At 55.3% G+C, this 21,514-nt stretch carries 23 protein-coding genes and 1 other annotated feature; of the genes, 15 read left to right on the forward strand and 8 right to left on the reverse strand.

The genetic code is table 11. From position 1 onward, the window contains the following. Positions 1–82: 82 nt before the first annotated feature. The gene (gene trpR, locus F8562_RS16975; RefSeq protein ID WP_004098417.1) at positions 83–415 is read left to right on the forward strand and encodes a trp operon repressor; all 333 of its coding nucleotides are present in this window, start codon (positions 83–85) and stop codon (positions 413–415) included. On the opposite strand, the gene yjjX is transcribed toward trpR, so the two are convergent. Beyond that, positions 402–917, reverse strand: a complete 516-nt coding sequence (gene yjjX, locus F8562_RS16980; protein ID WP_014837357.1) for an inosine/xanthosine triphosphatase — start codon at positions 915–917, stop codon at positions 402–404. The genes trpR and yjjX overlap by 14 nt on opposite strands. A 114-nt stretch (positions 918–1,031) precedes the next feature. Here yjjX and gpmB point away from each other — a divergent pair, with 114 nt between their 5' ends. Further along, positions 1,032–1,679 (forward strand): 2,3-diphosphoglycerate-dependent phosphoglycerate mutase GpmB, encoded by a 648-nt coding sequence (gpmB, locus tag F8562_RS16985; protein ID WP_014227840.1) that lies wholly within the window; start codon positions 1,032–1,034, stop codon positions 1,677–1,679. Here the strand turns inward: gpmB and robA are convergent. Then, a complete protein-coding gene (gene robA / locus F8562_RS16990) occupies positions 1,676–2,545 on the reverse strand; it encodes an MDR efflux pump AcrAB transcriptional activator RobA (protein WP_014227841.1) in 870 nt (289 codons plus the stop codon). The genes gpmB and robA overlap by 4 nt on opposite strands. Positions 2,546–2,754: 209 nt before the next feature. Here robA and creA point away from each other — a divergent pair, with 209 nt between their 5' ends. The 4 genes from creA to creD are packed head-to-tail and all read left to right on the forward strand — an operon-like array spanning position 2,755 to position 6,770. Then, positions 2,755–3,228, forward strand: a complete 474-nt coding sequence (gene creA, locus F8562_RS16995) for a protein CreA (RefSeq protein ID WP_004098425.1) — start codon at positions 2,755–2,757, stop codon at positions 3,226–3,228. A 12-nt stretch (positions 3,229–3,240) separates the two neighbouring features. Beyond that, a complete protein-coding gene (gene creB / locus F8562_RS17000) occupies positions 3,241–3,930 on the forward strand; it encodes a two-component system response regulator CreB (protein WP_004098427.1) in 690 nt (229 codons plus the stop codon). Further along, positions 3,930–5,354, forward strand: a complete 1,425-nt coding sequence (creC, locus tag F8562_RS17005; protein WP_014227844.1) for a two-component system sensor histidine kinase CreC — start codon at positions 3,930–3,932, stop codon at positions 5,352–5,354. Before creB ends, creC begins: the two co-directional genes overlap by 1 nt. 57 nt (positions 5,355–5,411) lie before the next feature. Then, on the forward strand, positions 5,412–6,770 hold the full coding sequence (gene creD, locus F8562_RS17010; protein ID WP_014837359.1) for a cell envelope integrity protein CreD: 1,359 nt from the start codon (positions 5,412–5,414) through the stop codon (positions 6,768–6,770). Between the two features lie 54 nt (positions 6,771–6,824). On the opposite strand, the gene arcA is transcribed toward creD, so the two are convergent. Then, positions 6,825–7,541 (reverse strand): two-component system response regulator ArcA, encoded by a 717-nt coding sequence (gene arcA / locus F8562_RS17015; protein ID WP_002887843.1) that lies wholly within the window; start codon positions 7,539–7,541, stop codon positions 6,825–6,827. A 95-nt stretch (positions 7,542–7,636) separates the two neighbouring features. Between arcA and yjjY the strand changes: the two genes are divergently transcribed. The 6 genes from yjjY (at position 7,637) to thrC (ending at position 13,902) form a co-directional block, all read left to right on the forward strand. Beyond that, the gene (yjjY, locus tag F8562_RS17020) at positions 7,637–7,777 is read left to right on the forward strand and encodes a protein YjjY (RefSeq protein WP_001541509.1); all 141 of its coding nucleotides are present in this window, start codon (positions 7,637–7,639) and stop codon (positions 7,775–7,777) included. A 398-nt stretch (positions 7,778–8,175) separates the two neighbouring features. Next, the gene (locus F8562_RS17025) at positions 8,176–8,862 is read left to right on the forward strand and encodes a tRNA/rRNA methyltransferase (RefSeq protein ID WP_014227846.1); all 687 of its coding nucleotides are present in this window, start codon (positions 8,176–8,178) and stop codon (positions 8,860–8,862) included. Between the two features lie 212 nt (positions 8,863–9,074). Continuing rightward, entirely contained in the window at positions 9,075–9,143 is a 69-nt protein-coding gene (gene thrL / locus F8562_RS17030) for a thr operon leader peptide (RefSeq protein WP_004222578.1), read from the forward strand. Then, positions 9,082–9,199, forward strand: a sequence feature (Thr leader region). It overlaps the preceding gene by 62 nt. A gap of 25 nt (positions 9,200–9,224) precedes the next feature. Then, positions 9,225–11,687, forward strand: a complete 2,463-nt coding sequence (thrA, locus tag F8562_RS17035) for a bifunctional aspartate kinase/homoserine dehydrogenase I (RefSeq protein WP_032692979.1) — start codon at positions 9,225–9,227, stop codon at positions 11,685–11,687. A gap of 1 nt (position 11,688) precedes the next feature. Further along, a complete protein-coding gene (thrB, locus tag F8562_RS17040; protein ID WP_038424053.1) occupies positions 11,689–12,618 on the forward strand; it encodes a homoserine kinase in 930 nt (309 codons plus the stop codon). 3 nt (positions 12,619–12,621) lie between these two features. After that, positions 12,622–13,902, forward strand: coding sequence for a threonine synthase (gene thrC / locus F8562_RS17045; RefSeq protein ID WP_004098452.1), 1,281 nt, complete (start codon positions 12,622–12,624; stop codon positions 13,900–13,902). Positions 13,903–13,954: 52 nt separating this feature from the next. Here the strand turns inward: thrC and yaaA are convergent, their stop codons facing one another. Both yaaA and F8562_RS17055 read right to left on the reverse strand, forming a co-directional pair. After that, entirely contained in the window at positions 13,955–14,728 is a 774-nt protein-coding gene (gene yaaA / locus F8562_RS17050) for a peroxide stress protein YaaA (protein WP_004098454.1), read from the reverse strand. A 77-nt stretch (positions 14,729–14,805) separates the two neighbouring features. Continuing rightward, the gene (locus F8562_RS17055; RefSeq protein WP_014837362.1) at positions 14,806–16,236 is read right to left on the reverse strand and encodes an alanine/glycine:cation symporter family protein; all 1,431 of its coding nucleotides are present in this window, start codon (positions 16,234–16,236) and stop codon (positions 14,806–14,808) included. A gap of 203 nt (positions 16,237–16,439) precedes the next feature. Between F8562_RS17055 and tal the strand changes: the two genes are divergently transcribed. From tal to F8562_RS17070, 3 genes are all read left to right on the forward strand, one after another. Further along, positions 16,440–17,393: a transaldolase gene (gene tal, locus F8562_RS17060; RefSeq protein WP_004098458.1), complete on the forward strand. Its 954-nt coding sequence runs from the start codon at positions 16,440–16,442 to the stop codon at positions 17,391–17,393. A gap of 99 nt (positions 17,394–17,492) precedes the next feature. Further along, positions 17,493–18,080: a molybdopterin adenylyltransferase gene (mog, locus tag F8562_RS17065; protein WP_004098459.1), complete on the forward strand. Its 588-nt coding sequence runs from the start codon at positions 17,493–17,495 to the stop codon at positions 18,078–18,080. A 120-nt stretch (positions 18,081–18,200) separates the two neighbouring features. Then, positions 18,201–19,511: an MFS transporter gene (locus F8562_RS17070; protein ID WP_014837363.1), complete on the forward strand. Its 1,311-nt coding sequence runs from the start codon at positions 18,201–18,203 to the stop codon at positions 19,509–19,511. A 46-nt stretch (positions 19,512–19,557) separates the two neighbouring features. Here the strand turns inward: F8562_RS17070 and satP are convergent, their stop codons facing one another. The 3 genes from satP to F8562_RS17085 form a co-directional block, all read right to left on the reverse strand. Beyond that, the gene (gene satP, locus F8562_RS17075) at positions 19,558–20,124 is read right to left on the reverse strand and encodes an acetate uptake transporter (RefSeq protein ID WP_014227851.1); all 567 of its coding nucleotides are present in this window, start codon (positions 20,122–20,124) and stop codon (positions 19,558–19,560) included. Between the two features lie 88 nt (positions 20,125–20,212). Then, positions 20,213–20,962 (reverse strand): acidic protein MsyB, encoded by a 750-nt coding sequence (gene msyB / locus F8562_RS17080; protein WP_014227852.1) that lies wholly within the window; start codon positions 20,960–20,962, stop codon positions 20,213–20,215. A 27-nt stretch (positions 20,963–20,989) separates the two neighbouring features. Continuing rightward, positions 20,990–21,394: a DUF2541 family protein gene (locus F8562_RS17085; protein ID WP_014227853.1), complete on the reverse strand. Its 405-nt coding sequence runs from the start codon at positions 21,392–21,394 to the stop codon at positions 20,990–20,992. Between the last annotated feature and the right edge of the window lie 120 nt (positions 21,395–21,514).

A 21,514-nucleotide genomic window follows, 5' to 3' on the forward strand; every position in this document is an offset into this window, starting at 1 on the left:
GTTGCCCGAAATCCGTAGAGTCCGGACAGAAGTATGTTATGCTTTGTACTCGTTAGTGAGTACATTCGACAGGTGGCGTAACATGACCCAACAATCCCCCTATTCAGCGGCGGTGGCCGAACAGCGTCATCAGGAGTGGCTGCGTTTTGTTGCCCTCCTGCAGCAGGCGTACGCCGACGATCTCCATCTGCCGCTTTTACAGCTCATGCTGACGCCCGACGAGCGCGAGGCGCTCGGCACGCGGGTGCGTATTATTGAAGAGCTGCTGCGCGGCGAGATGAGCCAGCGCGAGCTGAAAAACGAGCTCGGCGCCGGGATCGCCACCATTACCCGCGGTTCGAACAGCCTGAAGTCAGCCCCGCCGGAGCTGCGTCTGTGGCTGGAGCAGGCGTTGATTAACGTTAACGATAAATAGCGTTATGAAACGGGCTTAGCGCCAGCACGACGGCCTGATGATAAACGCTGCTGCGCGTCAGTTTTCCGGCCGTAAATACGCCGATAGCGCCCTCTTTACGGCCAATTTCATCGATGCCGGTATACTGAGACATCACCGGCCCCAGCGCTTCTCCTGCCTGGACTTTTTCAAGAATGACCTGCGGCAGCGGCAGGGTCGCCGAGCGCGCTTCGCCGCGCAGGCTGCCGTCCTCGATCGTCACCCAGCTAAAGGTGCTGCCCTCATCGATGCCGGCTTCAATAGCGACCCAGAAGTCAGCATTGGGCTGCGCGCGACGCGCGTTAGCCACGCGGTTTCGTGCGCCAGCGCGCGTTTCGTCGCTGCCGAAAGGCTGTTCCGGCACGCCGCTCTCGACGGAGACGGACTCAATGTGGCAGGATCCTTCGCCGAAGATCTCGTTAAAAGCCTGCAGAATTGCCTGAATTTTGGCGGGATTAGTGGTAGCTGAGACAACATGGTGCATAATCAAAACAACTCAGAAATACTAAACATCATCGCAGTATACTCCAAATCATTCTTGTTGCAGGCGGCTATGCTTGTAGCTTAATGGTTAAGAGCTCATAACGGATAATAAAGCATGTTACAGGTATACCTTGTTCGCCACGGTGAAACGCAGTGGAACGCCGAGCGACGTATTCAGGGCCAGTCCGACAGTCCGCTTACCGCCCACGGTGAGCGTCAGGCCTGGCAGGTAGGCGAGCGCGCCAGAACGCTGGGGATTACGCATATTATCGCCAGCGATTTAGGCCGGACGCGGCGTACCGCAGAAATCATCGCTGAAGCCTGCGGATGCAGCGTCATGACCGATTCACGCTTGCGTGAGCTGGATATGGGCGTGCTGGAAAAGCGCCATATCGACTCGCTGAGCGAAGAAGAAGAGGGCTGGCGTCGACAGCTGGTTAATGGTACGCCCGACGGGCGCATCCCGCAGGGAGAGTCAATGCAGGAGCTGAGCGACCGTATGCACGCGGCGCTGACCTCTTGTCTGGAGCTGCCCGCAGGTAGCCGGCCGCTGCTGGTGAGCCACGGCATGGCGCTGGGGTGTCTGGTGAGTACGATTCTTGGCTTGCCCGCCTATGCGGAGCGTCGCCTGCGTCTGCGCAACTGCTCTATCTCTCGCGTTGACTATCAGCAAAGCCCCTGGCTGGCGTCGGGATGGGTCGTGGAAACCGCGGGGGATGTCTCGCATCTTGATGCCCCCGCGATGGATGAGCTACAGCGTTAACGACGAATCGGAATCAGGTATTCGCAGCGCAGCTGAATAGGCGGTTCCTGATTCCGGTTTTCATCTTCCGGGAAGAAGCGTTCGATATCCAGGCCCTTACGACGAGTGAGATTGAGCATCGGCATGCAGGTGCCGTAAACCGTCAGAATAAATTCCTGTAGCCCGGTGCCCAATCCTTCGTAGGTAAACATCACGTATTCGCCGCCTTCCAGCGTCACCGGGTGGGCGTTGTGCAGATGGCCGTTAGCCAGCTCCGGCGTCAGCGCGGTGGTGTAAAACACCTCCTGCTCATCGTCTTTATCGAGGCTCGGACGCGGCTCATGCAGGCCGTACAGCGTCGGAGGAATCGACGGCGTATTGGCGAGGAATTCACGCCAGAACTGCACGCGCATCTGATTACGGAAATCGGAGATCTCTTCCAGCTTGCAGGTATAGCTCTGGGTCACGCCGACCAGCTGAGTGGTGTTCAGCGTGACGAATTCGTACTGCGGCATGGTGAACTCGCCCAGACGCAGCGGAGGACGCATACCGTAAGAGCTCCAGTCGGGGGAGCGTCGGTAAAGGGCTGGCGTCAACGAGAACTGTTTTTTAAATGCGCGAGTAAAAGTCTGCTGCGAGTCAAAGCGATACTGCAGCGCAATATCGAGAATTGGACGCGCGGTCAGGCGTAGGGCAACCGCTGACTTAGATAAGCGACGGGCGCGAATATAGGCACCAATGGCATGGCCGGTCACGTCCTTGAACATTCTTTGCAGATGCCACTTGGAATAGCCCGCCTTCGCTGCCACATTGTCCAGTGAGAGTGGCTGATCCAGGTGACCTTCCAGCCAGCTAAGGAGATCGCGAATAATCCCTGCTTGATCCATAAAATATCCCCATCCTTAAACTCAGGTGCCTGATACTAAAGGTAGCGGATAATAGCATTTTTTGATGTTTTAGCATTCAGTGTTTTTTTTGCTTTTAAATGCGATTCTTCCAGAAGTATCGGTGGTAATTTTGTAAAGCTGTGATCTATAAAACTTTTCTGCTTAATGTGTGATAATCACTCAGCTAAATTTTTAAGAATGGTAACAATATGAAATACAAGAAGTTAGTGGCAGGTATGCTTTTACTGGCGGGGTCTCAGATGGCGCAGGCGGAGCAAATTGGCTCTGTGGATACCGTGTTTAAGTTCCTTGGGCCGGATCATAAAATTGTCGTAGAGGCCTTTGACGACCCGGATGTACAAAACGTGACGTGCTACATCAGCCGGGCGAAAACCGGGGGAATTAAAGGCGGGTTAGGGCTGGCGGAAGATACCTCTGATGCCGCGATCTCCTGTCAGCAGGTGGGGCCGATTGAGCTGACGGATAAAATCAAAAACGGTAAAACGCAGGGCGATGTCGTGTTCCAGAAACGCACCTCGCTGGTATTTAAAAAGCTGCAGGTGGTGCGCTTTTACGATGCCAAACGCAATGCGCTGGTCTATCTGACCTATTCGGATAAAATCGTCGATGGCTCGCCGAAGAACGCGATTAGCGCGGTGCCGATTATGCCATGGAATAAATAACAGGGAACGCCGATGCAACAACCGCGGATCTGGTTGGTGGAAGATGAGATGAGCATCGCCGATACGCTCGTCTACCAGCTGCAGCAGGAAGGATTTATCGTTACGGCGTTCGAGCGCGGACTGCCGGCGCTCGATGCGGCACATCACCACCAACCCGACCTGGCGATTCTCGACGTCGGGCTGCCGGATATCAGCGGGTTTGAGCTCTGTCGGCGGCTGCTTGCCCGCTACCCGGCGCTGCCGGTGCTGTTCCTGACGGCCCGCAGCGAAGAGGTGGATAAGCTGCTTGGCCTGGAAATCGGCGCTGATGACTATATTGCCAAGCCATTTTCCCCTCGTGAAGTTTGCGCCAGAGTTCGCACCGTTCTGCGGCGGCTGCAGAAGTTCGCCGCCCCTCCACCGCTCTTGCGCGTGGGGGAGTTCACATTGAACGACGCCGCGGCTCGGGTCACCTGGTGCGGTCAGAGCCTGAATCTGACCCGCTATGAGTTTTTATTATTAAAAACGTTACTGCACTCTCCGGGGCGCATTTTTTCCCGCCAGCTGCTGATGGAGCAGGTATGGGGCGATGCGAACGAGAGCTTCGATCGTACCGTGGATACTCATATCAAAACGCTGCGCGCTAAGCTGCGAGAAGTGAACCCTGACATCTCCCCCATCAATACGCACCGCGGCATGGGATACAGCCTTGGAGGCTTCTGATGCGCATCGGTATGCGGCTGCTGATGGGCTACTTTTTGATTGTGGCGATCGCGGCCTGGTTTGTGCTTTCCATCTTCGTTCAGGAGATTAAACCCGGGGTCCGGCGGGCAACCGAAGGGACGCTGATTGATACGGCTACCCTGCTTGCCGAGCTGGCCCGCGAGGATTTACTCTCCGCCGATCCCCAGCACGGGCGCCTGGCCCAGGCTTTTCAAACGCTGCATCGCCAGCCGATCAACGCCAACATTGCCGGCATTAATAAAGTTCGCAATGAATATCACGTCTATATGACCGATGCGCAGGGCAAGGTGGTGTTTGATTCTGCGGGCAGTGCGCTGGGGCAAGACTACTCGCGCTGGAACGATGTCTGGCTCACTTTACGCGGGCAATACGGCGCGCGCAGCACGCGCAGCGATCCGAACGATGATAACAGCTCGGTGATGTATATTGCCGCGCCGGTGACTGACAGCGGCCGAATCATTGGCGTGCTAAGCGTCGGGAAACCCAACCTGGCCATGGCGCCGGTCATTAAACGCAGCGAGCGGCGTATTCTGTGGGCCGGCGGGGCGCTGCTGGGGATCGCGCTCCTGATAGGCGCTGCGATGGTATGGTGGATTAACTTTTCCATCGGCAAGCTGGTTCGCTACGCGGACTCCGTGACCGCCGATCGTCCGGTTCCGCTGCCGAATCTGGGCGGCAGCGAACTGCGTAAGCTGGCGCAGGCGCTGGAGAGTATGCGCCTTAAGCTTGAAGGTAAAAACGCTATTGAAAACTATATTTATGCGCTGACCCATGAGCTGAAGAGCCCGCTGGCGGCGATTCGCGGCGCGGCAGAAATTCTCCGTGAGGCTCCTCCGCCTGAGGTCGCCGCCCGTTTTACCCGTAATATTCTGGCGCAGAACGCGCGAATGCAGTCGCTGGTGGAAAATTTGCTCCAGCAGGCCCGGCTGGAGAACCGGCTGGAGATCGCCCGACGTCCCGTCCCCGTCGCTGAGCTATTTCATCGCCTGGCCGAGGAGCGCGAGATCGCGCTGGCGGCGAAAAAAGTGACGCTGCGCTGGCAGGATACGCCTCTGATGGTTGAAGGCGATCGGGAGCTTCTGGCGCAGGCGTTGGGTAATCTCCTTGATAATGCTATCGATTTCACGCCTTCCGCAGGTGAAATCCTGCTTGGGGCGGAAGAGCGTGATGGCGGCGTGCTGTTAACCGTATGCGATACGGGATGCGGCATTCCCGACTACGCCCTGGGGCGTATTTTTGAACGTTTCTATTCTCTGCCTCGTGAAAATGGGCAAAAAAGCAGTGGCCTGGGGCTGGCGTTTGTTCGTGAAGTCGCGCGCCTGCATCAGGGGGACATCCAGCTGGTTAACCGCCCTGAAGGCGGCGCGTGCGCTTTGCTGACACTTCACGCTCACTTCACATAGCTTCAAACTCTCCCCACACGGCCCCTTTAAGGTGAGCGCATCACTAAGGAGAGGGCTATGTTGAAATCACCACTATTCTGGAAAATGAGCACCCTGCTGGGGTGCATTTTACTGTTGTCGATCCCGCTGATGCTGGTCCGGCAGCTGATCGTTGAACGCGCGGACTATCGTAGCGACGTGGTTGACGCGCTGGAGAGCAGCACCAGCGGATCGCAGAAACTGGCCGGACCGCTGATTGCCATTCCGGTAACCGAGACGCTAACGCGGGTTGAGGGAACTAAAACGGTAGAATATCAAACCCAGTGGGTACACTACTGGCTGCCGGAGACGCTGGCGGTCACCGGTAATCAGGATGTTGAATCACGGCGAATCGGTATCTATGAGGGGCAGATCTGGCACAATAATCTCAGCGTCAAAGCGCATTTTGATCCTTCGCGCATCAAGGCGCTCAGGAAGCAGACGATTACGCTGGGCAGACCGTTTCTGGTTGTCAGCGTCAGAGATGCGCGCGGTATTGGCGAGATTAAGTCACCAGAGCTCAATGGCGAGAGGCTACCCGTTGAGCCTGGGCCGGGTCTCGACGATAGCGGGGAGGGCATTCATATGCCGATGCCGCTGTTACTCCCTGAACAAAAAGCGCTGGATATTGAATTCACGCTCAATCTGAATGGCAGCGGCAGTTTCTCGGTGGTTCCGCTTGGGCGCAACAGTACCTTACAGCTTGCCGGCAACTGGCCGCACCCGGGTTTCCTTGGCGACTTTTTACCTGCAAAGCGGGAAGTCAGCCCAACAGGCTATAGCGCCCAGTGGCAAAGCACCTGGTTTGCCAACAATATGGCGAAGTTTTTTGTTGAGGGTCGGCAGATTGAGTGGCGTCAGTTGCCCGCTTTCAACGTGAATGTCACCACGTCCGCCGATCAATATCAGCTGACCGATCGGGCGACAAAATATGCCGTTCTGTTGATAACGCTGACGTTTATGGCATTTTTTGTTTTTGAAAGCTTAACGCGGTATCGCATGCACCCCATGCAGTATCTGCTGGTGGGGCTGTCGCTGGTCATGTTCTATCTGGTGCTGCTGGCGCTGTCCGAACATATCGGTTTTACGGCATCGTGGATTGCCGCCAGCCTGCTAGGCGCGCTCATCAACGGGGTGTATCTTCAGGCAGTATTGAATGGTTGGCGTAACAGTTTACTGTTCGTCTGCGCGCTACTGCTGCTGGACGGCGTTATGTGGATGCTGTTGCGATCGGAAGATAGCGCATTGCTGCTGGGGACCGGCGTATTGCTGCTGGCGTTAAGTGCGCTGATGTTCCTGACCCGCCACGTTGACTGGTACGCGTTATCTCTGCCGAAGGCAAAAGGTGAGCTGCCGGACGCTGGTCAGGATGACGATAAGCTCAGGATCTGGAAATAAAAAAAACGGCGCGAATTGCGCCGTTTTTACGTTATGACAGCAAGAAAAATGGTGTTATTCCTGCAGGTCGCCACAGAAGCGGTACCCCTCGCCATGGATGGTGGCGATAATTTCCGGGGTGTCCGGAGTGGATTCAAAATGCTTACGAATGCGACGGATGGTCACGTCCACGGTACGGTCGTGCGGCTTCAGCTCACGGCCGGTCATTTTCTTCAGCAGTTCCGCACGCGACTGGATTTTGCCCGGATTTTCGCAGAAGTGCAGCATGGCGCGGAATTCACTGCGCGGCAGCTTATACTGCTCACCATTGGGGCTTACCAGCGAGCGGCTATTGATATCCAGCTCCCAGCCGTTGAACTTGTAGCTTTCCACGCTACGGCGCTCTTCGCTCACGGTACCCAGGTTCATGGTACGGGAGAGCAGGTTGCGCGCGCGGATCGTCAGTTCACGTGGGTTGAACGGTTTAGTGATATAATCATCGGCGCCAATTTCGAGGCCAAGGATTTTATCCACTTCGTTATCGCGGCCGGTGAGGAACATCAGCGCGACGTCCGCCTGCTCACGCAGTTCGCGTGCTAACAGGAGACCATTTTTACCCGGCAGGTTGATATCCATGATCACCAGGTTGATATCATTTTCAGACAGGATCTGATGCATTTCCGCGCCATCGGTCGCTTCGAATACATCATAACCTTCTGCTTCGAAAATACTTTTTAACGTGTTGCGTGTTACCAACTCGTCTTCAACGATAAGAATGTGCGGGGTCTGCATGTTTGCTACCTAAATTGCCAACTAAATCGAAACAGGAAGTACCAAAGTCCCTGACCTGCCTGGTGCATGTCGCAAATTAACATGCCCGGCGTAACATGACTAAAGTACGTAATTGCGTTCTTGATGCACTTTCCATCAACGTCAACAACATCATTAGCTTGGTCGTGGGTACTTTCCCTCTGGACCCGACGGTGTCAAAAACGGCTGTCATCCTAACCATTTTAACAGCAACATAACAGGCTAAGTGAGGCATGACACCCAATAAAACTACGCTTCGTTGACATATATCAAGTTCAATTGTAGCACGTTAACAGTCTTGTGAAATCATTGCATCTAAACGGGATTCATCTTCACAATTCATACTTCGCTCAATTAGTTGCAATGAGAAAATAATAAACGCGGTGAATCCAAAGCCTCAAAACGTACTCGGACGTAAATTTCATTGCCAAACATACGGATAAAGCCGTTCTGTTAACATACTCTGTGTCATGGTGCCTTGGGAATAGTTTAGTTTTTTTTATGGGTGATAAAGCTCAAATTTAGTGATTTTTGTTGCAAATTTGTAAATTCACGGCGCGTAAAATGAGGGAAAAAATCGTTATTCCCACCGCCTAAAAGGTAAAAGAGAAACCGAATGCGTTTATCAATTGTATTAGTGTCCCCGGCTCGGGCGGAAAACGTCGGGGCGGCAGCCAGAGCGATGAAAACCATGGGGTTTAGCGACATGCGTATCGTCGATAGCGAGGCGCATTTGCAGCCCGCCGCGCGCTGGGTCGCGCACGGTTCTGGCGATATCCTCGATAATATCAACACTTATGCCACGCTGGAGCAGGCGCTGCACGATGTTGATTTTACCGTGGCCACGACCGCCCGCAGCCGGGCGCGTTTCCACTACTACGCGACGCCGCAGCAGCTCCTGCCGCTGCTGGAAGAAAAAGCGCAGTGGATGCATCATGCCGCGCTGGTGTTTGGTCGGGAAGATTCTGGTCTGACGAATGAAGAGCTGGCCCTTGCCGATGTGTTGACCGGTGTGCCGATGGCGGCTGACTATCCTTCGCTAAACCTGGGGCAGTCGGTGATGGTCTATTGCTACCAGCTGACCTCATTGCTGCAGCGGGCCCCGTCAACCTCCGCCGACGCAGATGATAATCAGCTGCAGGCGTTACGCCTGCGAACGCGCGCTCTGCTTAACCGCCTCGGCGCGGGTGACGATGTAAAACTGTCCGACTGGCTGGAGCAGCGGATAGGACTTTTGCAGCAGCGAGACACCGCCATGCTGCATCGTTTACTGCACGATATTGAAAAAAACCTCCCAGGGTAAAATGCTGTCATATTATTTTCATATGGTCTTATGTGCTAATTATTTGCGTCTGGATGCGTAAATACGGATGAATTGTCAGGTTGCTATGGCGTATTGGCCAGGTGTGAAAAAAAGGGCTAAAAGTAGAAATTCGTTGACTTAAGTCGACAGATACTTTAACCAATATAGGCACAGGACACAGACAGATAAAAATTACAGAGTACACAACATCCATGAATCGCATCGGCATGATCACCACGATTATCACCACCACTATTACCACAGGTAACGGTGCGGGCTGACGCGTACAGGAAACACAGAAAAAAGCCCGCACCTGAACAGTGCGGGCTTTTTTTTCGATAAAAAATCAAGGGGTCATAACCATGCGTGTGTTGAAGTTCGGCGGTACATCAGTGGCAAATGCAGAACGTTTTCTGCGTGTTGCCGATATTCTGGAGAGTAATGCCAGGCAGGGGCAGGTAGCGACCGTACTGTCTGCCCCGGCGAAGATCACTAACCATCTGGTTGCGATGATCGAAAAAACCATTGGCGGGCAGGATGCGCTGACCAATATCGCTGATGCCGAACGCATTTTCGCCGAACTTCTGCAAGGCCTCGCCGATGCCCAGCCGGGCTTTCCGCACGCTCAGTTGAAAATGTTTGTCGAGCAGGAGTTTGCGCAAATCAAACACGTCCTGCACGGTATTAGCCTGCTCGGACAGTGCCCGGATAGCGTCAATGCGTCTCTGATCTGCCGGGGAGAAAAGCTCTCCATCGCTATTATGGCCGGCTTACTGGAAGCGCGCGGTCATAACGTCACGGTGATTAATCCGGTTGAAAAACTGCTTGCCGTTGGCCATTACCTCGAATCCACCGTGGATATCGCCGAGTCGACCCGCCGCATTGCCGCCAGCCAGATCCCGGCTGACCATATGGTGCTGATGGCGGGCTTTACCGCCGGTAACGAAAAGGGCGAACTGGTGGTGCTGGGCCGTAACGGCTCTGACTACTCCGCAGCGGTGCTGGCCGCCTGCCTGCGCGCCGACTGCTGTGAAATCTGGACCGACGTTGACGGCGTTTATACCTGCGACCCGCGTCAGGTGCCGGATGCGCGTTTGCTGAAGTCGATGTCCTATCAGGAAGCGATGGAGCTCTCCTACTTCGGCGCTAAAGTTTTGCACCCGCGTACTATAGCCCCCATCGCCCAGTTCCAGATCCCCTGTTTAATCAAAAATACCGGTAATCCGCAGGCGCCGGGTACGCTTATCGGCGGCAGCAGCGATGAAGACGATCTGCCGGTGAAAGGTATCTCTAATCTCAACAATATGGCGATGTTCAACGTCTCCGGGCCGGGGATGAAGGGGATGGTTGGCATGGCGGCGCGCGTGTTCGCCACTATGTCCCGCGCGGGAATCTCCGTTGTTCTTATCACCCAGTCCTCTTCCGAATACAGCATCAGCTTCTGCGTGCCGCAGAGCGATTGCGCTCGGGCGAAGCGGGTAATGGAAGATGAATTTTATCTGGAGCTGAAAGAGGGGCTGCTTGAGCCGCTGTCGATCATGGAACGTCTGGCGATTATTTCGGTTGTCGGCGATGGTATGCGCACCCTGCGTGGGATTTCCGCTAAATTCTTCGCTGCGCTGGCGCGCGCCAATATCAACATTGTGGCGATTGCCCAGGGTTCTTCCGAGCGCTCTATCTCCGTTGTCGTGAGCAACGATGATGCGACCACCGGCGTTCGCGTGACCCACCAGATGCTGTTCAATACCGATCAGGTGATTGAAGTGTTTGTCATTGGCATCGGCGGCGTCGGCGGCGCGCTGATCGAACAGATCAAGCGCCAGCAGAGCTGGTTGAAGAGTAAACATATCGACCTCCGCGTTTGCGGGGTGGCTAACTCGCGCGCCTTGCTGACCAACGTACACGGCCTGAACCTTGAAAACTGGCGTGATGAGCTGGCGGAAGCCAAAGAGGCGTTCAACCTGGGACGACTTATTCGTCTGGTGAAAGAGTACCATCTGCTGAACCCGGTGATTGTCGACTGTACCTCCAGCCAGGCGGTGGCCGATCAGTACGCCGATTTCCTGCGCGAAGGTTTCCACGTGGTGACGCCGAACAAAAAGGCCAATACCTCATCGCTGGATTACTATCATCAGCTGCGTCATGCCGCGAGCAGCTCACGACGTAAGTTTTTATACGATACCAACGTCGGCGCGGGGCTGCCGGTAATCGAAAACCTGCAAAATTTGCTGAACGCCGGTGATGAGCTGCTGCGCTTCTCCGGTATTCTGTCCGGCTCGCTGTCATTTATCTTCGGTAAGCTGGACGAAGGCGTAAGCTTCTCCGCGGCGACGAAGCTGGCGCGTGAAATGGGCTATACCGAACCGGATCCGCGCGACGATCTTTCCGGCGTGGATGTCGCGCGTAAGCTGCTAATCCTCGCGCGTGAAACCGGGCGTGAACTGGAGCTGTCTGACATTATCGTAGAGCCGGCGCTACCGGCGGGTTTTGACGCCAGCGGCGATGTCGACAGCTTTATGGCACGCCTGCCTTCTCTGGATGACGAGTTTGCCTCGCGGGTCTCAAAAGCGCGCGATGAAGGTAAGGTCTTGCGCTATGTCGGTAATATCGAAGAGGATGGCACCTGCCGCGTGAAAATCGCCGCGGTTGATGGCAACGATCCGCTGTTTAAAGTGAAAAACGGCGAGAATGCGCTGGCGTTCTACAGCCACTATTACCAGCCGCTGCCGCTGGTGCTGCGCGGTTATGGTGCGGGTAACGATGTGACGGCGGCTGGCGTTTTCGCCGACCTGCTGCGTACCCTGTCATGGAAGTTAGGAGTTTAAGATGGTCAAAGTATATGCCCCGGCTTCCAGTGCTAATATGAGCGTCGGGTTTGACGTGCTGGGCGCGGCGGTAACGCCGGTTGACGGCACGCTGCTGGGGGACAATGTCTCGGTTGAGGCGGCGACGAGCTTTAGCCTGCAAAACGTGGGTCGCTTCGCCAGCAAACTGCCGACGGCGCCGCAGGAAAATATCGTCTATCAATGCTGGGAGCGTTTTTGCCAGGAGATTGGCAAGACGGTACCGGTGGCGATGACCCTGGAAAAAAACATGCCGATTGGTTCCGGCCTGGGTTCCAGCGCCTGTTCCGTCGTCGCCGCGCTGGTCGCGATGAACGAGTTCTGCGGCAAGCCGCTCAATGAGAGCCGGATGCTGGCGCTGATGGGCGAGATGGAAGGGCGGATTTCCGGCAGTATCCATTACGATAACGTCGCGCCGTGCTATCTGGGCGGGATACAATTGATGCTTGAGGAAAATGGCATCATCAGCCAGCAGATTCCGGCCTTCGACGAGTGGCTGTGGGTGCTGGCCTATCCGGGTATTAAGGTCTCCACCGCGGAAGCGCGGGCAATTTTGCCGGCGCAGTATCGCCGTCAGGACTGTATTGCCCACGGTCGTCATCTGGCGGGCTTTATTCACGCCTGCTATTCCCGCCAGCCTCAGCTGGCGGCGAAGTTGATGAAAGATGTTATTGCCGAACCGTATCGTACCAAACTACTGCCGGGCTTCAGCGAAGCGCGTCAGGCAGCAATGGAAATTGGCGCGCAGGCGTGCGGCATTTCCGGTTCCGGTCCAACGTTGTTTGCACTATGCGATAAACCGGAAACCGCGCAGCGCGTCGCCGACTGGCTGGCTACGCACTATCTGCAAAATCAGGAAGGCTTCGTTCATATTTGCCGGCTGGACACGGCGGGCGCTCGAGTAGTGGGATAACCAATGAAACTCTATAACTTAAAAGATCATAACGAACAGGTCAGCTTTGCGCAGGCCGTCACGCAGGGGCTTGGCAAGCATCAGGGGCTGTTCTTCCCGCACGATCTGCCGGAATTCAGCCTGACTGAAATCGACGAGATGCTGCAGCAGGACTTTGTGTCGCGTAGCGCAAAAATCCTGTCGGCATTTATCGGCGATGAGATTCCGCAGGGCGTTCTGCAAGAGCGCATCGGCAATGCCTTTACCTTCCCGGCTCCGGTCAGCAAAGTGCAGGACGACGTCGGCTGCCTCGAACTGTTCCACGGCCCGACTCTGGCGTTTAAAGACTTCGGCGGCCGCTTTATGGCGCAGATGCTCACCCATATCGCAGGCGACAAACCGGTCACTATTCTGACGGCCACCTCCGGCGACACCGGCGCGGCGGTTGCGCACGCGTTTTATGGCCTGCCAAACGTCAAAGTGGTCATTCTCTATCCGCGCGGCAAAATCAGCCCGCTGCAGGAAAAGCTGTTCTGCACCCTCGGCGGCAACATTGAAACTGTGGCAATCGACGGCGACTTTGACGCCTGCCAGGCGCTGGTTAAACAGGCCTTTGATGATGAAGAGCTGAAAGCTGCGCTGGGTCTTAACTCGGCTAACTCAATCAATATCAGCCGCCTGCTGGCGCAGATTTGCTATTACTTTGAAGCCGTGGCTCAGCTGCCTCAGGAAGCCCGTAACCAGCTGGTTATCTCGGTACCCAGCGGTAACTTTGGCGATCTGACCGCCGGCCTGCTGGCCAAATCTCTGGGTCTGCCAATCAAACGCTTTATTGCGGCGACTAACGCTAACGACACCGTGCCGCGCTTCCTGCAGGACGGTAACTGGTCGCCGAAAGCAACCCAGGCCACGCTGTCTAACGCCATGGACGTCAGCCAGCCGAACAACTGGCCGCGCGTGGAAGAGCTGTTCCGTCGTAAAATCTGGCGCCTGAACGAGCTGGGCTACGCGGCGGTGGATGATGAAACCACCAAAGAGACCATGCGTGAGCTGAAGGCTATCGGCTATACCTCAGAACCGCATGCGGCGATTGCTTATCGCGCGCTGCGCGACCAGCTGCAGGCGGGCGAGTACGGCCTGTTCCTCGGCACGGCTCATCCGGCGAAGTTTAAAGAGAGCGTGGAAGAGATTCTGCAAGAGACGCTGCCGCTGCCGAAAGAGCTGGCCGATCGCGCCGATCTGCCGCTGCTGTCGCATAATCTGCCGGCCGATTTTGCCGCGCTGCGTAAGCTGATGATGGGCTAAGTCTGAATCAGCGCTTCCCTGCTGCGTGATTGGCGGCAGGGAAGCGGTTTTTTTACTGCTCGTGGCGTTTAAAGACCAGCTCTCCGTTGCCCGAAGCGTCGGCGTCAAAGAAATAACCTTCGCTATCAAAGCGGGTCAGCTGCTCCGGCTTCGTTAAGCGATTCTCAATGATGTAACGACTCATCAAGCCGCGCGCTTTTTTAGCGTAGAAGCTGATCACTTTAAACTTGCCGTTTTTCTCATCAAGGAATACCGGCTTAATCAGCTGGCCCTCAAGCCGTTTGGGTTTCACCGACCTGAAGTACTCATCAGAGGCCAGATTTACCACGATATCGTCGCCCTGGGCTTTCAACGCCTGATTCAGCTTATCGGTAATAACGTCTCCCCAATACTGATACAGATCTTTGCCTTTCGCGTTCTCAAGCTTAATCCCCATCTCCAGACGATAGGGCTGCATCAGATCCAGCGGGCGCAGAACGCCGTACAGGCCGGAAAGCATCCGCAGATGCTGCTGGGCAAAATCGAAATCGGCTTCGCTAAAGGTCTCTGCCCGCAGGCCGGTATAGACATCGCCCTTAAACGCCAGGATTGCCTGACGGGCGTTGTCCGGGGTGAAATCTGGCTGCCAGTCGTGAAAGCGGGTCGCGTTCAGGTCAGCCAGCTTGTCGCTGATGCCCATCAGTTTACCAATCTGCGGTGCCGACAGCTGACGGGCAATGCCGATAAGCTCCTGAGAGTGTTCCAGTAGCTCTGGCTGGGTATAACGCGTCGTTGCCAGCGGGCTTTGATAATCGAGCGTTTTTGCAGGTGAAATCAGAATGAGCATATCCAGTCCTTACAGGAAATTTTTGACGACTTTAGCAAAAAAACGTCATGAGAGGATCGATAGCTGCGATTGCCGCGCTATTCGCGCGGCAGGTTGTCCCATGTTCCCGGTACCAGCTGCTGATGAATTTCAGGGTAGCGGGTGACGTCAAATTCCGGCCGCTGGCCCAGCTTCCGCTGTCGCAGATAATCGCTGGCAATGATGCGCACCGTCGGCGACAGCAGCAGGATAGCCGTCAGGTTAGTTATCGCCATCAGCGCCATGATGATATCCGCCATCTGCCAGACCACCGGTAGGCTGACCATCGCGCCGGTGGCGACCATACACAGCGTAAGCAGACGCAGCAGCCAGATGTTACGCAGGCTATCCATGCGGAGAAAAATGAGATTATTTTCGGCATAGATATAGTTTGCGACGATCGAACTGAAGGCGAACAGCAGCACGATAAAAGCGACAAAGCTGGAACCCCAGTCGCCGACGAGGTTGCTCATCGAATGCTGGATGGCCTGAATGCCATTTGCCGCTTCTTCGTTGCCGTCTCGCGGCGCCAGCATGATGATCACGGCGCTGGCGGTACAGATCACGATGGTATCAATAAAGACGCCAATCATTTGTACGATCCCCTGCGCCGCGGGATGAGGGGGCCAGGAGGCGGCAGCGGCGGCGGAATTTGGCGTCGAACCCATACCCGCTTCATTGGAAAACATCCCGCGCTGAAAGCCGCTGGTGAGCGCCTGGCTGATGGTGTAGCCCACCGCGCCCGCAGCGGCCTCTTGCCAGCCGAAAGCGCAGCGGAAAATGATTTCAAAAATCGTCGGCAGGGCGGTGATATGCCACAGGCCAATAACCAGGCTGGTCAGCACCCACAGTAAAGCCATAAGCGGCACGAGCCACTGCATCAGCCGCGCTACTCCGCGAATCCCGCGAACGATGACCAGCAGGGTCAGCGCCGCCAGCACGCCGCCGGTGATAACATCGGGTAAACGAAACGCATACTCCATGGCATGGGCAACGGAGTTGGCTTGTACGGTATTAAAGATGACGCCGTAGGCCAGCAGGAGAAGAATGGAAAACAGCACGCCCATCCAGCGCATGTCGAGTCCCCGGGCCATATACCAGGCCGGGCCACCGCGAAAGTGCCCGCGGGAGTCGCGCTCTTTATAAAGCTGCGCGAGAGAACATTCGGCGAAACTGCTGGCCATGCCGAGCAGCGCCGAGACCCACATCCAGAAAACGGCGCCGGGGCCACCTGCGGCAATGGCCAGCGCCACGCCTGCCATATTGCCGCTGCCCACGCGCGCCGCCAGGCTCATACAGAGCGCCTGAAAAGAGGTTAACCCGCCGGGCTGCGGCTGAAGGCTCTTTTTCAGACTTCTGCTAAACTGGCGGATATAACGGAACTGTATAAATTTTGTTCGCCAGGTAAACCAGACGCCAGCGCCCAGTAACAGATAAATCATTACCGAGCCCCAGAGTATTTCATTGATAAACGACAGAAAATCAGGCATCAAGCATCCTCTTGCCCATATCGGTGCGCGAGTGTAAGCGCTACCAATCCAGTGACAATCCTTTAGTGTTCAGGGAATTAATTGGCCCAGTTTATCACACTCTGCGCTCATGCATTGTAGGCGGTTGCGCTGCCCCGGCAGCGTGTTATCATCTTGGCAGACCGGTTACATCCCCTTAACTGCTGTTTAAGAGAAACACTATCATGACGGATAAATTGACTTCTCTGCGTCAGTACACCACTGTCGTAGCTGATACCGGAGATATCGCGGCAATGAAGCTGTATCAGCCTCAGGACGCCACGACTAACCCTTCTTTGATTCTCGGCGCGGCTCAGATCCCTGAGTACCGTAAGCTGATTGATGACGCCGTTGCGTGGGCTCGCGGCCAGAGCAGCGACCGCGCGCAGCAGATTATCGATGCTTCCGATAAGCTGGCGGTGAACATTGGTCTCGAAATTCTTAAGCTGATCCCTGGCCGTATTTCCACCGAAGTTGATGCTCGCCTGTCCTATGACACCGAGGCTTCTATCGCCAAAGCTAAGCGCCTCATCAAACTGTACAACGATGCTGGCATCGGCAACGATCGCATTCTGATTAAACTGGCTTCTACCTGGCAGGGCATTCGCGCCGCTGAGCAGCTGGAAAAAGAAGGCATCAACTGTAACCTGACGCTGCTGTTCTCCTTCGCTCAGGCGCGTGCCTGTGCAGAAGCGGGCGTATTCCTGATTTCTCCGTTCGTTGGCCGTATCCTCGACTGGTACAAAGCCAACACCGATAAGAAAGAGTACGCGCCGGCAGAAGATCCGGGCGTGGTGTCCGTAAGCGAAATCTACGAATACTACAAACAGCACGGTTACGAAACGGTGGTTATGGGCGCAAGCTTCCGTAACCTCGGCGAGATCCTCGAACTGGCCGGCTGTGACCGTCTGACTATCGCTCCTGCGCTGCTGAAAGAGCTGGCGGAAAGCGAAGGCGCCATCGAACGCAAACTGGCCTTCAGCGGCGAAGTTAAAGCGCGTCCGGCGCGTATCACCGAATCTGAATTCCTGTGGCAGCACAACCAGGATCCGATGGCGGTAGATAAACTGGCGGAAGGTATCCGCAAGTTTGCGATCGACCAGGAAAAACTGGAAAAAATGATCGGCGATCTGCTGTAATACCCCATGTGGCCGGCGCCCGTCGGCCACATTAAACTGTCTGCCTTGCTCCCCTCGGTGTATTATTCTGTCTATTAATACTGTTTGAACGGAATAATCATGAACACCTTACGAATCGGCTTAGTTTCCATTTCCGATCGCGCCTCCAGCGGCGTCTATCAGGATAAAGGCATTCCCGCGCTTGAAGCGTGGCTGGCCCGTGCGCTCTCCACGCCTTTCGAATTGCAAACCCGCTTGATCCCGGATGAACAGGTTATTATCGAGCAAACCCTCTGTGAACTGGTCGATGAAATGGGCTGCCACCTGGTCCTGACGACCGGCGGCACGGGCCCGGCCCGCCGTGATGTCACCCCGGATGCGACGCTGGCGATTGCCGATCGGGTGATGCCCGGCTTTGGTGAGCAAATGCGCCAGGTGAGCCTGCACTTTGTGCCGACGGCCATTCTGTCTCGTCAGGTTGGCGTTATCCGCAAGCAGGCGCTGATCCTTAACCTGCCCGGGCAGCCAAAGGCGATTGAGGAAACGCTGGAAGGCGTGAAAGATGCGGAAGGTAACGTGCTGGTGCACGGCGTTTTCGCGAGTGTACCGTATTGTGTACAGCTGCTTGAGGGGCCTTATGTGGAAACAAACGGCGAAGTAGTAGCAGCTTTCCGTCCTAAAAGCGCCAGGCGTGAAACATTATCCTGAATTTACCGTATTCCTGATATAACCTGCATCACCAGTGGTGTGTTGTTTTATTTACGATATAGTGTTTTTTACTTTACACCGTGCGTAGAATATCTTCATACCTCTGGATGATTGCCCGTTATGTCACACTACACCCGACCTCTGAATCGACAGGATTATAAAACGCTGACGCTGGCCGCCCTCGGCGGCGCGCTGGAGTTTTACGATTTCATTATCTTTGTCTTCTTCGCCGCCGTTGTCGGCGAGCTATTTTTCCCGGCCGATATTCCGGAATGGCTGCGCCAGGTGCAGACCTTCGGCATTTTTGCGGCGGGCTATTTAGCTCGTCCTCTTGGCGGCATCATTATGGCCCATTTTGGCGATCTGGTCGGGCGTAAGAAGATGTTTACCCTGAGTATTTTACTGATGGCGCTGCCTACGCTGGCGATTGGCCTGCTGCCCACCTACGCGTCGGTAGGCATCGTGGCGCCGCTTTTGCTGCTGCTTATGCGCATTCTGCAAGGGGCGGCGATTGGCGGTGAAGTCCCCGGCGCCTGGGTCTTTGTGGCGGAGCATGTACCGGAAAAAAGAATAGGTATCGCCTGCGGTACGCTGACCGCTGGCCTGACGGTGGGGATATTGCTGGGGTCGGTCGTCGCGACGCTGATTAATACTCATCTGACTCCTCAGGGTATCCACGATGGCGGCTGGCGTATTCCGTTCCTGTTAGGCGGCGCGTTTGGTCTTGTCGCCATGTATCTGCGCCGTTGGCTCCAGGAGACGCCGATTTTCCTCGAAATGCAGCAGCGTAAAGCATTAGCGCAGGAGCTGCCGGTTAAAGCCGTCGCGCTGAAGCATCAGAAAGCGGTGGTGGTCTCAATGCTGCTGACCTGGCTTTTATCCGCCGGCGTGGTGGTGGTGATCCTGATGTCGCCGGTCTGGCTGCAAAAGCACTACGGTTTTGCCCCCGCAACCACCCTGCAGGCGAACAGTATTGCCACCATCATGCTGTGTATCGGCTGCCTGCTGGCAGGGCTGGCCGCTGACCGTTTTGGCGCCAGCCGCACGTTTATTGTCGGCAGCGTATTCCTCGCGGCGGCAAGCTGGGCGTTCTATCATCTTTCCGGCGATAGCCCGCAGCGCCTGTTCCTGCTTTACGGCGCGGTGGGGCTGTGCGTCGGCGTGGTCGGGGCGGTTCCGTATGTGATGGTGCGCGCGTTCCCGGCTGAAGTGCGTTTTACCGGTATCTCATTCTCTTATAACGTCTCTTACGCCATCTTTGGCGGTCTGACGCCGATTGCGGTGACCATGCTGATGGGCGTTTCGCCGATGGCGCCCGCGTGGTACGTGCTGGCACTGTCGTTGATGGGATTGGGGCTGGGGATCTGGCTGCGCCAGGGGCTGGAACAACAGGTCGCTGCGCCGAAAGCTGAACTGCAGCGCCTGCCGTAAATCGATAGGGCTCACGTCGCCGCTCGCGAACGGGCGGCGACGTTAATTAATGCTTTTCGCCGATTGGCAGAACGGTGCGGCCAAACTGCTCGTTCAGCACTTCACCCATCGCCAGATAGATGGCGCTAGCGCCACAGACCAGACCGACCCAGCCCGCAATCTTAACGATGCCTTCGTTATCAGCCAGGTGACCAATCGCCAGCAGCGCGAACAGCACGGTCAGACTGAGGAAAACAAACTGCAGCATACGCGCGGCTTTCAGGGTGCCAAAGAACATAAACAGGGTAAAAACGCCCCATAGTCCCAGGTACATACCGAGGAAGTGCGCGTTGGGTGCTTCTGCAAGGCCCATTTTCGGCATCAGAAGAATGGCAACCAGCGTCAGCCAAAAAGCGCCGTAAGACGTAAATGCGGTTAAGCCAAAAGTGTTGCCTTTTTTAAATTCCAGCAGGCCGGCAAAAATCTGCGCAATGCCGCCGTAAAAAATGCCCATCGCCAGGATAGCTACATCAAACGCGAACAGGCCGCTATTTGCCAGGTTAAGCAGAATAGTGGTCATGCCGAAGCCCATAAGGCCCAGCGGTGCCGGATTAGCCAACTTAGTGTTGCCCATAATTCCTCAAAATAATGATTAGAAAGGGAAGCATTCCCCGCCTCTCAGCGACGGGGCGCGGCATAATAATTAGGTGCTGCGAAACTGTCTATGATCTGGCGGGGTATTTTTCACCAATTTCATTTTTCACCTGATGAAGTCTGGTCATTTGCCGTAAACAGGCAATATGCAGTACGGCCGGGATGGTCACGCGATAAGCGCTGCCGCTCACGGCTTTGACGCCATTAAACGCGGCGCCGAGGGGGCCGCCAAGCCCCGCGCCGCGAACCAGACCGTGGCCGATGACGCTAACCGCGGCGTGCGTGCGCAGGATCTTCGCCAGCCGGATTTCCAGAAGGTGGGTGACGCCCTGCGCCAGCTTATTTGTCTGCAGCAGATGGGGAAGTAACGCTTTATGCTCGTTGACCCGGCACTCAACGGCAGTGAAGAAGTCAGCTTTCTGCCGATCGTCCATCTTCTTCCAGCTGTGTTCCAGGAAGTGCTCCAGAAGATGCAGTTCTATTTCCGGCGTAGAGGTGTGCTTATCGGCTTTGATTTTTAGCCGCTTGCAGACATCCAGCAAAATTTCCCGGTAGAACTTTCCGTGACGACGCAGCGTGTTGGCGATGCTGTCGCCGCCAAAGTGCTGGAGCTCGCCGGCAATGAGCTGCCAGTTGCGACGATAGCGTTCGGGATGCCCTGCCATCGCCTGGAAAGTTTGATTACGCAATAGCGTGCTTGAAAGACGCGGCTTTCCATTTTCGTTGTGAGTCAGAATTCGGGTGAATGCTTCCAGATGCTCTTCGCTACAGCGATGAAGAAAAGAGAGGTCTTCATCATCCAGATAATTAATTTTCATAAATACCAGATAAGGTGAACAGTGATATTAATCGTCGCCAATGATTTTTAGCGAGGCCATGTCGGAAGAGTTAATCGTGTGGCCAGAAAAAGCGATTTTTTTTACGCAGCGCTTGTTATCGTTGTCGCTATTAATGTTAATCCAGTCGGTGGTTGCCCCCTGTTTGATGGTTGACGGAACGTTGAGGCTCTGGCTGGCGCTATTGCTGGCTTTAAAGTACACCGTCGCGCCTGACAGCTGGACATCGCCGCGATCGGCAGTGAGCTGGATACGCTTAATCACCCGGCATACCGGTAGCTTCAGCGTGAGATCGTTAGTCTCATTTCGCGGCATGGCGACAATCCCTAAAATTTTATGATCGTTAGCGGATGCTGACGTTATTAAGGCGGCGCTTAAAAATAACCCTGCTGATATATGAATCAGTGATTTCATGAGGATTTCCTGAATATTGGATGTGTCATAGCGGGGGCGTATTTTATCACCGGAGCTTTATTGTCTTTAGCACGTAATCATTGCGGATTATGTCAATTGTTTTATGAATATATTTAACTT

The sequence above is a fragment of the Klebsiella sp. RCJ4 genome (assembly GCF_009025755.1).
Lineage (GTDB): Bacteria > Pseudomonadota > Gammaproteobacteria > Enterobacterales > Enterobacteriaceae > Klebsiella > Klebsiella michiganensis.